Here is a 14,096-nt window from a genome sequence, read left to right on the forward strand (position 1 = left end):
TGTTATAAGGGGGGGGGTAAAAGTGAAAAAAAATCCGAATTTGTACCAGATTGGCGAAGTAATTAACATTGTCGGAGCCGGAGTCACACGCCGTATTATTCTGAATTACGAGGATCTGGGGCTTCTGGTTCCGGCAGAAAAAGATCCTGACTCGGGTTACAGGTATTATTCCGCAGACAATGTTATTCAGATAAAGTCAATACGCACACTTCAATCATTCGGACTTTCACTTAAGGAATGCAAGGAATATTATTACGACAAAAGCAATATTGAAAAACATCTGCACCGTCTTATGAGTTTGCGTGATACCCTTGACAGAAATATCCAGAACCTTCAGATTCGCGCAGCCAGAGACAGCAATTTGGCTGTTCACACAGTTCTGCTTGCACGCGGTGTATATTTTTGCAGAAGATATAAATGTGCGGATACAAAAGATGCCGCTATAAAATTAAGGGAAACCTACATTGCCGCTTCAAAGTGTACGAACATTTCAAAAGTGAACAAGATGTTTACCGTGCGCCACGGAACAGAAGATAGCTCTAATGATCTTCTTATGTGTATTCCGGTAGAAGATTCTTTTTACGGTCCCGAACGCGTTGAATTTGCCGCAACAAAGGCTCTATGCATTTATTTCCGCGGGCCATACGAACAGCTTGGAACAGCAATAAATGAACTCAAGAGTTATATAGAAAAAAACAACATAAAGGCACAGGATAAATTCCGCTCAATTTATCTTGAAGGTCCGCCGCAGCGTGGTACAAATACTGCCGACTATATTACCCAGGTCGCGGTGCCGATTTTATAATATGCATTTTTGTTCTATAGTAAAGGCATGAATTTAAAATTCGAGTCTGCGACATCTCGGCTGTTACTGTATTTTTTGTTTCTTGCAGCAGGAAAATTCAAAAAAAACTACACGCAATTTCGTTACAGATTACCCGCGCGAAAATGTTATTGCAGGTTGATTTTGTGCCTGACAGCTTGCTGAATAAATTTTTTGGACAGAATCGCTTTTGAATTATTATTAATTCCCAAACTTTGCATCACAAAATTGACAGATTTGGTTTTGCGTGGTATATTAAAAGAAAGGAAATGCCCGAACCTTTGGTCATCTCCACATTGTTAGTAATAAGCCGTCCAATGTGAACGAAAACTAATGGGCGGCTATTTTTTTACTCTTTACTTTTTTAGGTAAGAGAGTACTGCTATAACTGTGGTAATTATCGTGGCAACGCAAGTCACCAGTGAATATGGGAGTTATAGGATGCCATAACTAATCAAACCTTATAGACCAAGAATAAACCGTCAGTTTGACTGGGGATTGTAATTTGATTTAAATAAAATGAGGTTAAAATGCTTCCAATAAGTAACGATGATATTTCAGTTGAACCCTATAAAGATGGAGAAAGAATTAAGTATAGTTTTTACTTCAAAATAGATAGCTCAACTTTTTTAACAAAAGATTTATATGAAAGAGATTTGGATTCTTTACTGGATAATGTGTTGCTAGCTTTAGATTATAAACAAATAATGACAACATTTTCCTGTAGTGTACAAGACGCTAGGAAAATAAAAGAAGAATGGAAAAGAAATAGTTATGAAAATTGTGAAGATTGCAAACTAAAGCTAAAAGAATGCTACAGATGTTGTATAGTTTGCGAGAGTCCACTAGAAAAAAAACTTTTAAGAGAACTTGTGATAAATGGCTTGCAACCTAAACTTCAAATGCGTATAAGTAAGACTAATGAAGTTTCTGATTATACAAAACCAGTCAATAAAGAAACTATTTTGACAATACCAGATTTTTATATTGAAAAGGAAAATAAAAAAGTCTGTATTTATACAGACGGAATGACCTATCATAACAGAAATGATAGGCAGTTTGAAAGGGACAGAAACATTGATAGGGAACTTCAGAATTTTGGATATACTGTTTTGCGATTTGGAACTAACGAAATAAATAATGAAATAGAAAAAGTCCTGGATGTAATAAAAAGAACATTAAGTAATTGATATACTAATAAAAATTAACTTGTTAGTGTGACAGTTTATACTCGGAGAAGGCTCGCTTTTTCAAAAGATATCGAGCTTTTCTCATTGTTCCTTTCAAGAGCTATAAACGATTGCTAAGAAAAGAATCGGCATCGGCGGGTGCCGGTTTGTTTAATAACTCCCATCACCTTTCCACTTCGTAGGTATTTTTTTTCTGACGGTTCTGCTGTTTTTTGTAGACTGCAAGGAATTCGTCGCGGGGAATCTGGTATAAGGATTTTTTTTCGTCCACCAATACAAGACTGTTACCTTCTTTTGAGGCTCTTATTTCGGTTAGGTTTTCGCAGATTGTCAATTTGACAAAGCGATGATTATGCAGATGCTCATTTTCTGCAGAAACTTTGGCCTGCAGTATAAAAGAGAGACTGACTTGAATTCTCGCTGCATATCTATTTCTGCGATTGTACAAAACTGTTGTTTGCGGTAAAATGCAGTTTATGGAAAATTCTAAGAGAACCTGTACTTGCGGTCAGCTTACTGCTGCCGATGCAGGAAAAACAGTTATATTAAACGGATGGGTTCACCGTACCCGCGAGCTTGGCGGACTTACATTTATTCTTCTTCGCGACCGTTACGGAATTACGCAGGTCGTTGTTGGTGACAAAGCCGCCGATGATGTAAAGAAGATTGCAGCCCAGCTTAAGAGCGAGTACTGCATTGCGGTAAAAGGCGTTGTTGCGGCACGTAACGAAAAAGACATCAATAAAGAAATGTCAACCGGAGCAATCGAAGTAGAAGCACAGGAAATTGAAGTCTTTACCACTGCACAGACTCTTCCGTTCCAGATTGATGAAGTCCGCCAGAAGGACGGAACAGTTGTTCTTCCGAATGAAGATCTGCGTCTTAAGTACCGCTATCTTGATTTGCGCCGTGCACCTATGCAGAACCATATTATCCTGCGCTCAAAGGTAACATTTGCTGTACGCGAGTATCTTACAAAGCTTGGCTTCCTTGAAATAGAAACACCGACTTTTATAAAATCAACACCGGAAGGAGCCAGAGACTATCTTGTTCCGAGCCGTGTTCATCCCGGAAAATTCTATTCTCTTCCGCAGAGCCCGCAGCTTTACAAACAGCTTCTTATGGTAAGCGGATTCGACAAGTATTTCCAGATTGCACGCTGCTACCGTGATGAAGATGCACGCGGAGACCGCCAGCCCGAATTTACACAGATAGATATGGAAATGAGCTTTACCGACCGCGATGAAGTTCTTACCGTAACAGAAGGTATGCTTGGACATGTCTTTAAGGAAACACTCGGTTACGAACTGCCTGTTCATTTTGACAGAATTTCCTGGGATGATGCTTTTGATCTTTACGGAAGCGACAAGCCCGATCTGCGTTTTGACATGAAGATGCAGGATGCCGCATTTATGGCAGATCTTGCTGACTTCAATGCATTCAAGGCCGGTGCTGCAAATGCTTCAAAAACAATTGAGCGCCACAAGAGAAGCGGACTCAAAGCTCTTGTCGTAAAAAATGTTGCAGACAAATTCAGCAGAAAGAATATTGAAGCCCTTGAAGCAGTTGCAAAAACTTACAAAGCAAAGGGACTTGCCTGGATGAAGATTGACGCTGCCGGAAAATTCGAAGGCGGAATCAGCAAGTTCTATGCAGGAAAAGAAGATGAAATCTGTTCAAAACTTAATGCGCAGAAAAATGACCTGCTTCTTTTTGTAAGCGATGAAAAATGGCAGGTTGCCTGTGTTGCCCTGGGTGCAGTACGTAAGCAGCTCGGAAAGGATCTTAATCTTTACAATCCGGCCGATGAATTCCACTTTGCATGGATTATTGACTTCCCGTATTTTGCATGGAACGAAGAAGAAAACCACTGGGAAACAGAACACCACATGTTTACACTTCCGCAGAAAAAATACTGGGACACTCTCGAAAGCGATCCCGGCAGTGTAAAGGGAGATTTGTACGACCTCGTAATGAACGGTTACGAAATTGCATCGGGTTCAATGCGTATAAATGATCCGGCTCTTCAGGAAAGAATTTTTGAAATAGTCGGTTACTCACGTGAACGCGCAGACAAAGCATTCGGCTTCCTTGTAAATGCATTCAAGTTCGGAGCACCGCCACACGGAGGAATTGCACCGGGACTCGACCGTCTTGTTATGCTTATGTGCCACGAAGATTCAATTAAGGAAGTAATTGCATTCCCCAAAAATACTCTTGCACAAAGCCCGATGGATGACTGCCCGAGTTATGTTGATGATGCCCAGCTCAAGGATCTTCACATAGTTTGTACAGAAAGAGAAGGTGAGTAAATGTTCCGTGCCCCGAATTTTTGTGCAGGAATAAAACCGGCATTTGTCATTCTTGCCGTAATGCTGGTCTGCTCCTGTTCAAAAAAAACGGGCGCGCGTACAGAACAAATATTGGGAACAGTCTGCACCGTAGATGCTTTTGAAAACGGAACAAAAGATTTGTACGGTGAACTGTTTTCCCGACTTAAAGAAATAGACACGCGCTTTTCTGCAAACAGTGCGTCTTCTGACATAAGCAGAATAAATTCCGCAGCAGGAAAAAAAGCCGTTGCTGTTCATGACGATGTTTATTTTGTAATAGAGTCCGCGGTAAAATATGCTTCACTTTCGGGCGGACTTTTTGACCCTACTATCGGACCGCTTGTCAAACTCTGGGGAATAGGAACCGGGCACGAAAAAGTTCCTTCGCAGAACGAAATAGAAACTGCGGTTGCAAAAGTTGACTACAAAAAAATCAGACTGAATAAGAATGAAAAAAAAGATTCTTCTACTGTAATGCTCGCAGAAGAAGGCATGGCACTTGACCTTGGCGGAATAGCAAAAGGTTATGCCGCTGACGAACTTGCGCGTATTCTTTCTGAACACAATATTCCCGGTGCAATTATAGATCTTGGCGGAAACATTTATGCCTTTGGAAACAAAAGTGATTATTCACCATGGAGAATCGGAATAAAAAATCCCGACCGAACCAGTGATATTCCGGCACTTTTGTATGAAACAAAAACTCCTGCTACAGTTGTTACAAGCGGTGTTTACGAAAGATTTTTTATAAAAAACGATGTACGCTATCATCATATATTGAATCCCAGAACGGGCCGTCCTTCCCAAAGCGGAATTCTTTCTTCAACAATAATTGCATCTTCTTCAATGGCTGCAGATGCGCTCAGTACAATTTCTTTTCTTATGGGACAGAATGAGTTTTTCAGAAGAATGGGTACTTCTTCAGTTGAATTTGAAGGCGTGATTTTTATTCTTCCTGACAACAGGGCTGTTGCTTCACGCTCGCTCAAAAAAAAATTGTCCGCCTACGATTCTGAATTCAGAATTTCGTTTGCGGACAAATAATTTTGAAAAAGATTTTTCTCAGATAAATTTATGAATGTCCTGGTGGGTTATCATTTTTGTTTTTACTGCAACGATGTAACTTCCGAACATTGCTGTGAGTGCGTCAATTCCTGCAGCAAAGGCGCAGATTATCGGGGCAGCATCTTTTAGAAGAAGATAACCTGCTTCAAAGCGTCTTCCGTAAATTATGCACATTGTTGTTATTGCAAAGAATGGTCCGCCGCACGGAATATCACCCAAAGCAAATGAAAGTACAAAAGACATTCCTGCAATCCAGAAAACATCGGTGGCAGAAATTCCAAGACTGGAATACGAGCGCAGAATAAGAACAAAACATACGGCCTGGACTAAAGCCGCTCCGCCTCTTCCGAATATAGAAAAAAGCGGATAGGAAACAGCATTGACTCTTCTGTGAATGCCAAGGCTTTCTTTTCCGTGGCGCAGGTTCAATGCCAGTGTAAGATTTGTGTCTCCGCTGAAGAATGCAACAAGGAACGGGGTAATGCTTGCGTAAAGTACCCTGTACGGATGCAAATCGTGGCATAAAAATCTCAAGACAAGCGGGTAAATTACAAATGCTACAAGAAGAAGGTCTGCGGTAAGCATAAGTATGAGATAATTGTAAACGCCTGATTTCATGACTGTCATAAAATTGAGCGTCCATCTTGTCATTACAGCAATCATTCCTACAGTAAGAATTTCGGTAAAGAAACTCATGACTATGTAACAGGTCTGGCTGAGTGAATCAAACAAAGTTACAGTCGGTTTTGAAGAAGCTTTGTCACTTGCCGCTCCTGCTCCTGCCAATCCTGCAAACACGAAACACGGCAGAAGGTATGCACCGTCAATAAGTGCTTCAAATCCGGAATAGGGGAAAATTTTTGTAAGAAGCGAATGCCAGTTAAAGACAGGAACTTCACTTACTTTTTCTATTGTAATAGGAATTCTTGGAAGCCTTATTATAAGTGCCGAAAGAAGTCCAAGAAGCATCAGTGCAAAGGAAGAGACCAGAATTGTTCCGAAAGTCCAGACTCCGGTTTTGAGCATAAGCTTTTCATCGCGAAGCTTGAAGCATGCTGTTGCAATGGAAAAGAACAAAACGGGAAGAAGAGTGTACCTTCCGAAACGCATTACAAGTTCAACTACAAAATCAAGTAAAGCCTGGGCGCCCGCACTTTCCGGCGGAAGAAAAACAGCAGAGGCCGCGCCGATGACCATAGCTATAAGATATTTTAACCAGATTCTCATTCCGTAATTATATCAGTTAGACGGTTGTTTGCAAAGTGAATTTTATATGCTATAATTTTATATATATGGAAAAGAATATTCTAATTGCCGGCAAGGATATGGTGGACGGAGGCTCTTTTGCAGAAGGTTGTTCTGTAAGTGGCCGTCTTGTTGCAATTTCCGGTGCCGAACCCGATGCAGATGATTCAAGAAGAAGAACAATAGCCGAACGCAGGGCAGAAGTTGCAGCTTATGAAGAAGCCCGCAGTATAGAAGCAAAAGCTGGAATCTGTACCATTGAATGGAACCGCTCATCGCCTCTTTCTGCACGTTCTTTTGTTCTTGAAGCTGAATCAATTTATGGCAGAATAGATGAAGCGGTGCTTTTGTTTGACGAGGAGTGGTTTGCTTCTTCGGCAGAAAAAATGGATGCAGAAGAAATTGCCCGCGTTTCTGATTATATGACTGTAGGATTTCAGTATCTTGCACTTGAACTTATTTCCAAATTTGAACGCGCAAATTCTGCGGAACAGCCGGCAACACTTGTGTTTATGTTAAAGGAAGGCCCCTGTACTCTGGACGTGATGAAAGTTCCAGCTTTAAAAACAGGTGTGAATGCAATTGCTTCTCCTTTAGTTGCAGCAGCGGCAGCTTCGTTTGCATCTTTTGCAGAAAATATTGCAGCCCTTTATGCAGACAGCCGTTTTGTAAATATTCTTCTTGTAAGATCAGACCCGGACTGTGATGTTTCAGGACATGATGACCAGTTAAGCCGCTGGCTGTGTTCGTACATGGATGAACTTTGCGAAAAGAAAAATGTGCGGCATAGTGTTCAATGGATTAAAAGCGGTGCAAAATTTGTGCAGTCTCCGTTCTCTTTGTTCAGGCGGTAAACGTGTATTTTAACTTTGACTTTCTTTTGGAAACAGTAATAAAAATTACAGCCGGAATCGTATGCGGATTTGTTCTTGGAATAGAACGCAAAAGCCATAACCACGTAATCGGAATGCGAACTCTTATTCTTATCTGCGTTTCTTCTACTTTGCTTTCGATACTTTCGAGTTTTGTAACTGACGGTGCAAAAAACGGAACAGGCATTAACGGCGACCCTTCAAGAATTACGGCCGGAGTTATAAGCGGAATCGGTTTTCTTGGCGGCGGCGCAATTATGCGTCAGGGAATGAATATCAAGGGACTTACATCTGCAGCTATTATCTGGACTGCGGCGTCGCTTGGACTTGCAATCGGTGCGGGACTTTATATTCCGACCGGTGTTGTGCTTGCTGCGGTTGTTCTTCTGTTGCTTTTGCTTGAACGGGTAGAAGAGAGGCTGTTCCCTGCAGGTAGAAGCAAAAAACTCCACATTCAGTTCAATAACGAAAGCCTTGATATGAAGGCAATCAAAAAAGTAATTGAAACACACGGTTTCATTGTTACCGATTTGAATATGAGCCGCGATTTTTTTGACAGACGCACCGAATTGTTTTATTCAGTAAAGGCCCCGCGTGAAGAAGATTTTTCGTCACTCGTAGACGACCTTTCCAAACTGGGCAACCTCGACGGATTTTCAATTACAGATTAAAGCATTGGCTCAATCTTTTTAATCAGAATTTAACCCAAATAAAATTTGACAAATACATACAGGGGGATTATCATAGAAAGTACCTTTTATTTTCATAAATAGGTTCTCCTCATTATAACCGGTTGCGTCGTTGGCGAGCCGGTTATTTTTTATAAAAGTTAAATAAAGCCTCTGCCGTGTCAAACCGTTGCTGTTGCGTGCATTTTCTGTTCGGTGTATAATATTCTGCTATGCCAAGAACAGATAATCCTTTAATAGTTCAGTCAAACAGAACACTCCTTTTGGATGTTCACGCGCCTCTTTCAGAAGAGTGCAGAAATGCGCTTATTCCCTTTGCAGAACTTGTTAGTTCACCGGAGCATCTTCATACTTACCAGATTACGCCTCTCTCGCTGTGGAACGCTGCCGGGGCAGGCTTTTCGGGTGAAGATGCGGTTGCTGTTCTTGAAAAATATTCACGCTATGATATTCCGCAGTCAGTCATTATGTGGATTAAGGAATCTGCCGGCCGTTTTGGAAAACTCAGGCTTGTTCCGGCTCCTTCAGAGAAAAATTTTCAGACAGGAGAAGACGAAGAATTTCTGTATCTTGTTTCGGAATCGCCTTATGTTTACAAAGAAATAGAAGCAAACCCTGCGGCAAAAAAAATGCTTGTTCCGTGTGAGTACATTGCGCCTGAAAACGCGCTTAAGAATGTTACGCAGAATGAAATGCGCTATTGCTTTAAGCTTCTTCTTACCGACCGCGGAACAATAAAGCAGAATCTTCTTAAACTTGGCTGGCCTGTAAAAGATGATGTTCCGCTTGTGGACGGTGAACCGCTTGAATTTTCTCTCAGAAAAACAACACTTTCGGGAAAGAAGTTTGAAATCCGCAGATACCAGAGTGAAGCAGCGCAGTCAATTGTAGGTGACCGCGGACCGGGAACTGGTTTTGGAACAATAGTGCTTCCGTGTGGTGCAGGAAAAACTATTGTTGGAATCACAATAATGGATATGCTTCGGACAAATACTCTGATTGTGACAACAAATATTTCTGCCGTGCACCAGTGGATTTCTGAACTTCTTGACAAGACAACACTTACAAAAGAGCAGATTTCGGAATATACCGGTGAGTCAAAAACAATTTGTCCTGTTACGGTTGCCACTTACCAGATTTTAACATGGCGTCCCGAAAAGACCGGACCTTACCCGCATTTTTCGCTTTTCAGAAAAAAAGGCTGGGGACTTGTAATTTATGATGAAGTACACATGCTTCCGGCTCCGGTATTCAGAGTTGCGGCAGAACTTCAAGCTGTACGCCGCGTTGGACTTACTGCAACTCTTGTTCGCGAAGACGGCTGCGAGGGACACGTATTTTCTCTTGTAGGACCAAAGCGTTATGATGTTCCGTGGAAAGAACTTGAGCGCGACAAATGGATTGCCTCTGCAGAATGTGTCGAAGTAAGACTTGATCTGGACTCGTCAAAAGAAATTGAATATGCCGTTGCCGGTTCAAGAATAAAGCACAGAATCGCAAGTGAAAATCCTGTAAAAACAGAAGTCGTGCGCGAACTTGTAACAAAATACAGTGAAGATAAAATTCTTGTCATAGGCCAGTATATTGACCAGCTGCAGAAATTGTCGCAGGAACTTAATGCTCCCATAATTACTGGAAAAACTCCGAATGCCGAACGCGACAGAATTTATTCAGAATTCCGCAACGGAACAATACGTGTTCTTGTTGTAAGCAAGGTTGCAAATTTTGCCATAGATTTGCCTGATGCCAGTATTGCAATCCAGGTAAGCGGAACATTCGGTTCGCGTCAGGAAGAAGCACAGCGTCTTGGAAGAATTCTGCGGCCAAAGGAACGCACGTCGCGTTTTTTTACACTTATTACGCGCAACACTGTCGAAGAAGATTTTGGAAGCAACCGCCAGAAATTTCTTGCAGAACAGGGATACTCTTACAGAATACTGCGTTATATCAATCCTCAGAGTCTTGAAGAACTTGATGAACAATCTCTTGAATACGGAGGCTGCATGTGAATATTTCACCGAAGGTTCAGAAAATAATTGACTGGCGCGAAAGTTTTTCTATTCTTCCCGATGATTATTTTTTTGAAATTGTCAGAATGTATCTTGGCGAAGTAAAGACTCCCTACAACAAGCAGAAGCTCATTGAAGAACTGGGTGCTTTTATACGCAAAGATGAAAACCGTCGGAACATAATTGCGCTTTTGGATAGCAGCGATATAAAACTGCTTTCGGCTGTTTGGCTGCTTCCTTCGTGTGATGAAAAAAAACTGGAATCTTTTCTGGAACCGCAGTTTTCACTTGCGGAAGTTTACGAACGTGTAGCAAATCTTTCGGAACGTCTTGTACTTTACCGTGTTGCAGATAAGAAGAGCGGTAATGTTCAGATAAAAATAAATCCTCTTTTGGAAGATGAATTGTCTTCCATGCTCGGAATGAATGCGCTTGTTTCTTCTTCAGAAAATTTTACTCCTTCGGATTCTGAATCTTTTGCATTAAGCAATGAATTTTTTGCAGTGCTTGTTTCATATCTTGTTACAAACAAAAAATTGTGCCGTTCAGACGGTGCGCTTAAAAAACATCCGGCAGAAGAACTTAAAAATATTTTTGGCTCTGACAGAACGGCGGTGATAGAAACACTTGTCAGGAGCATGACAAATCTTTCTCTTCTGGCAGATTCAGATTCGGGACTGGAAATAAAATGGAATGTTCTGAGTCAGTTTGCTGGACTTTCTTTTCAGAACAGAATTGCGTATCTTTGTGCGGCTGTAACAAGGTTTTCCAGACGCACGCTCATAATGTATGCCCAGCTTTTGACAGATGCCTTGTATTCTGTTCAGAAAAAATATGTTACCCGCGCTGATTTAAAAAAAATTATTTTTGTTCTCAAAGAAAAAACGGGCGGTCATGAACTGTTTGGCGCGGGGCGTGTTTCAGAACTCCTGCGGCGAGCGCAGTCTTTGCAGGACGACACATCTCTTTCTGACAGTGGAATTTCCGATTTGGTTATAGACAATGCCGTGAAATTTGGTGTCCTTGAAGTTGCCGGTAAAAATGAACAGGGTGAGGATCTTTTTAAAGTGTCGGAACAGTTTATAAATCCGCAGCAGTCCGAAGGCGAAAGCGTACAGCCGCTTAGTGTAGATGCTGCATTTTCTGTTTCTGTAATGCCCGGTGCTTCCCTTACGCAACTTCTTGAACTTGTAAAATTTGCCAATGCAGTTCAGTTTGACACGGTGAGTGCATTTACCGTTTCACGTTCTTCTGTCATGCGCGGCTTTGGTCTTGGAATGAATGCAGAAAAAATAATTTCTGTTCTGCAAAAAATGTCTCCTTATCCTGTTCCGCAGAATCTTTGCGTTTCTGTAGAAGAATGGTATTCGTCCTTTAATTCAGCGGGACTTTACAAAGGGTACATTCTGCGCATTCCGCCTGAAAGTGAAAAAGCTGTTCTTAAAAATCCCAATTTTGCGCCTTTTGTAAGGGAAACAATAGCACCCGGAATTATTCTTCTTGATTTTGACTGCGATGAAACAGCATGCAGAATTATTCAGAAAGCAGGACTTGATTTTGTTTCAGGAATAAAATCTGAACCTCAAAAACAAGATCCGGCAGGTTTCAGTGAAATTTATTGCGGTGGTTCGTACACGGATATTTTTTCTGCCCAAAAAGCATCGCAGACTTCTTCTGAAAATTCTGCTGCTTTGGTGATAGAGCAGCTTAAAGAAGTTCTGTCTTCCATGAAAATGAGCGCAGAGCAAAAAGAGTGCCTCCTTGAGCGCATAGAACGCCGGGTTATTGTAAACCCTGTTCAGTTGCGTGCAGAAAGTGTGCGCTTTGAAGTTCTTGAAGCCGGCGGAATGGACTACACAGGTAAAATTCATGTCATTGAAAGTGCTGTTCAGGGAGGCAGTCTTTTGGAAATAGAACTGGAAGATTCTCCTGTTCCGCTTATAGGACGGCCCGTTCATTTAAATAAAATAAGCGGCGGCGCAGAACTTTATCTTGCAACCACCGCTTCTGATGAGCCTCTGGTAATTTCTGTAAGCGCTGCAGTCCGTGTAAAAAAGATTCGCGGTTCAGCTTTTATTGCAAAAGAATGCGGTCGCTCGTAAGGGATTTGTTTTTTATCTGTCTGAACTTTTCTACGATTCCGTCCATGGTAAGTGATTTTTTTTCTTCGCTTCCTATGTCCAGAATTATTTCACCGCCATCCATCATCAAAAGACGTGTTCCGTATTCGAGCGCATGCTGCATGTTGTGGGTTACCATCATGACGGTAAGATTGTATTCTGCTGCAAATTTTTTTGTAAGTTCCATTATAATTGCGGCGTTTGTCGGGTCAAGTGCTGCCGTGTGTTCGTCCAAAAGCAAAAGTGACGGCCGCGACATTACTGCCATAAGTAAAGTCAGAGCCTGACGCTGACCGCCCGAAAACTGTTCCACGTTGTCATTCAGTCTGTTTTCAAGTCCCATGTTTAGAATTGAAAGCTGTTCCTTAAAGTGTTCGCGCATTTTGTTGTTAAGGCTTATGGAAAGTCCTTTGAATCCTTTTTTTGAAGCAATTACCATGTTGTCTTCAAGGGACATTTTTCCGGCTGTTCCCAAAAGCGGATTTTGGAAAATGCGTCCTATGTATTTTGCCCTGCGGTATTCTTTTTCATGCGTGATGTCTTTTTTGCCTGTTTCTGTGTCGAGCGTAATTGTTCCGCAGGTTGGAAAGTACGTTCCCGAAATCAAATTGTAAAGTGTTGACTTTCCGGCGCCGTTTGAACCTATGACCGTAATAAAGTCGCCTTTGTTTATTGTAAGATTTATGTCGTGAAGCGCACGGTTTTCATCGGGTGTTCCTGCGTTAAAAGTTATGCCTATGTTTTTGAGGTCCATCATGTTACTTTTCCTCTGTTGATCTTTTTTTAATCTTAAGTTTCGTTGTGATGAGACACAGAATAATCAATATTCCGGTAACCAGCTTAAGGTCGTTTGGCGTAAGATTAATGTAGTGGCCGTATGTTCTTGCAAGAATCATAAGCGCACGGTAAATGCACGAACCTATCAGAACCCTGAATGTCTGCAGTCCTATTCTGTTTGAACGCAGAACAAATTCACCCAGCATAAGGGAAGCAAGTCCGCTTACAACAGTTCCTGTTCCCATTCCCACATCGGCAAAACCGTTGTACATTGCGGCAAAAGAACCTGCAAGGGCTGCAAGTCCGTTTCCGAAACATATTCCGATTGTGCGCAGAACATCAGGATTTACTCCCTGCGAAATTACCAGCTGCGGATTGGAACCGAGCGCGCCCATTGTAAGTCCCATGTCTGTATGAAAAAAAATGTCCAGAAGAATTTTAAGAGCGGCAACAAACAGAATCAGAAAAACAACAATTCCCCAGTCAGGATTTTCTACTGCCGGGAACAGTTCGTACATGCCGTCAATAATTTTTGAAAAAAGTGTTGGTGTTCTTAAAAAAGAAACATTTGCCCTGTTTGACATAATTCTTAAGTTAACGGAATAAAGCATTGTCATCGTAAGAATTCCGGCCAGAAGATCCGGAATACGCAGCTTTGTGTAAATAAGACTTGTTATAAGTCCTGCCGCAAGTCCTGCCACAAAAGAAATGAGCAGCGCACCAGCAACAGGAATTCCTGCACCCAGACAGGCGGCCAGAACACATGCTCCCATAGGAAAAGAACCGTCGACCGTCATGTCGCAGAAATTCAAAACACGGAACGTCGTAAAGAGTCCCAGCACCATTATTCCGTAGATTAAGCCTTCAATTAAGATTCCTGAAATCATACTATTGATAGTAACACAATAATCTTATTTGTTGAATAGGTTTTCTGGTCAACAGGCCGCATTCCGAAAATCCTGCTGTCGGGAGA

General features: G+C 41.7%; 11 protein-coding genes. 8 read left to right on the plus strand and 3 right to left on the minus strand.

What is annotated here, in order from left to right:
- Positions 1-22 precede the first annotated feature (22 nt).
- From IWA51_RS02170 to IWA51_RS02185, 4 genes are all read left to right on the plus strand, one after another.
- Positions 23-805, plus strand: a complete 783-nt coding sequence (locus IWA51_RS02170; protein ID WP_198442974.1) for a MerR family transcriptional regulator — start codon at positions 23-25, stop codon at positions 803-805.
- Positions 806-1,353: 548 nt separating this feature from the next.
- Positions 1,354-2,013, plus strand: a complete 660-nt coding sequence (locus IWA51_RS02175; RefSeq protein WP_198442975.1) for an endonuclease domain-containing protein — start codon at positions 1,354-1,356, stop codon at positions 2,011-2,013.
- A gap of 476 nt (positions 2,014-2,489) precedes the next feature.
- Positions 2,490-4,325: an aspartate--tRNA ligase gene (gene aspS / locus IWA51_RS02180; RefSeq protein WP_198442976.1), complete on the plus strand. Its 1,836-nt coding sequence runs from the start codon at positions 2,490-2,492 to the stop codon at positions 4,323-4,325.
- On the plus strand, positions 4,326-5,390 hold the full coding sequence (locus IWA51_RS02185; RefSeq protein WP_198442977.1) for an FAD:protein FMN transferase: 1,065 nt from the start codon (positions 4,326-4,328) through the stop codon (positions 5,388-5,390).
- Positions 5,391-5,408: 18 nt separating this feature from the next.
- On the opposite strand, the gene IWA51_RS02190 is transcribed toward IWA51_RS02185, so the two are convergent.
- Positions 5,409-6,638, minus strand: a complete 1,230-nt coding sequence (locus IWA51_RS02190) for a dicarboxylate/amino acid:cation symporter (RefSeq protein WP_177527830.1) — start codon at positions 6,636-6,638, stop codon at positions 5,409-5,411.
- A gap of 65 nt (positions 6,639-6,703) precedes the next feature.
- Here IWA51_RS02190 and IWA51_RS02195 point away from each other — a divergent pair, with 65 nt between their 5' ends.
- The 4 genes from IWA51_RS02195 to IWA51_RS02210 all read left to right on the plus strand — a co-directional run bounded on the left by IWA51_RS02195 (position 6,704) and on the right by IWA51_RS02210 (position 12,328).
- The gene (locus IWA51_RS02195) at positions 6,704-7,510 is read left to right on the plus strand and encodes a hypothetical protein (RefSeq protein WP_177527831.1); all 807 of its coding nucleotides are present in this window, start codon (positions 6,704-6,706) and stop codon (positions 7,508-7,510) included.
- A gap of 2 nt (positions 7,511-7,512) precedes the next feature.
- Positions 7,513-8,199 carry an MgtC/SapB family protein gene (locus IWA51_RS02200; protein WP_198442978.1) on the plus strand — a complete coding sequence of 229 codons (687 nt, stop codon included), beginning with the start codon at positions 7,513-7,515 and terminating at the stop codon, positions 8,197-8,199.
- Positions 8,200-8,429: 230 nt separating this feature from the next.
- A complete protein-coding gene (locus IWA51_RS02205) occupies positions 8,430-10,226 on the plus strand; it encodes a DNA repair helicase XPB (RefSeq protein ID WP_198442979.1) in 1,797 nt (598 codons plus the stop codon).
- Positions 10,223-12,328 carry a helicase-associated domain-containing protein gene (locus IWA51_RS02210; RefSeq protein WP_198442980.1) on the plus strand — a complete coding sequence of 702 codons (2,106 nt, stop codon included), beginning with the start codon at positions 10,223-10,225 and terminating at the stop codon, positions 12,326-12,328. The genes IWA51_RS02205 and IWA51_RS02210 overlap by 4 nt, the downstream gene beginning before the upstream one ends.
- Here the strand turns inward: IWA51_RS02210 and IWA51_RS02215 are convergent.
- Together IWA51_RS02215 and IWA51_RS02220 are read right to left on the minus strand one after the other, a co-directional pair.
- Entirely contained in the window at positions 12,300-13,103 is an 804-nt protein-coding gene (locus IWA51_RS02215) for an ABC transporter ATP-binding protein (protein ID WP_177527835.1), read from the minus strand. The two genes, IWA51_RS02210 and IWA51_RS02215, sit on opposite strands and share 29 nt — an antisense overlap.
- A 1-nt stretch (position 13,104) precedes the next feature.
- Positions 13,105-14,010, minus strand: a complete 906-nt coding sequence (locus IWA51_RS02220) for an ABC transporter permease (RefSeq protein ID WP_198442981.1) — start codon at positions 14,008-14,010, stop codon at positions 13,105-13,107.
- Positions 14,011-14,096 lie beyond the last annotated feature (86 nt).

The organism is Treponema peruense, from assembly GCF_016117655.1.
Taxonomy (GTDB): domain Bacteria; phylum Spirochaetota; class Spirochaetia; order Treponematales; family Treponemataceae; genus Treponema_D; species Treponema_D peruense.

Bases quoted from the DNA above. Each gene is read 5' to 3' on its own strand.
- IWA51_RS02195 (WP_177527831.1), top strand. From the start codon at position 6,704: ATGGAAAAGAATATTCTAATTGCCGGCAAGGATATGGTGGACGGAGGC.
- IWA51_RS02175 (WP_198442975.1), top strand. From the start codon at position 1,354: ATGCTTCCAATAAGTAACGATGATATTTCAGTTGAACCCTATAAAGAT.
- IWA51_RS02190 (WP_177527830.1), bottom strand. From the start codon at position 6,638: ATGAGAATCTGGTTAAAATATCTTATAGCTATGGTCATCGGCGCGGCC.
- aspS (WP_198442976.1), top strand. From the start codon at position 2,490: ATGGAAAATTCTAAGAGAACCTGTACTTGCGGTCAGCTTACTGCTGCC.
- IWA51_RS02185 (WP_198442977.1), top strand. From the start codon at position 4,326: ATGTTCCGTGCCCCGAATTTTTGTGCAGGAATAAAACCGGCATTTGTC.
- IWA51_RS02205 (WP_198442979.1), top strand. From the start codon at position 8,430: ATGCCAAGAACAGATAATCCTTTAATAGTTCAGTCAAACAGAACACTC.
- IWA51_RS02220 (WP_198442981.1), bottom strand. From the start codon at position 14,010: ATGATTTCAGGAATCTTAATTGAAGGCTTAATCTACGGAATAATGGTG.
- IWA51_RS02215 (WP_177527835.1), bottom strand. From the start codon at position 13,103: ATGATGGACCTCAAAAACATAGGCATAACTTTTAACGCAGGAACACCC.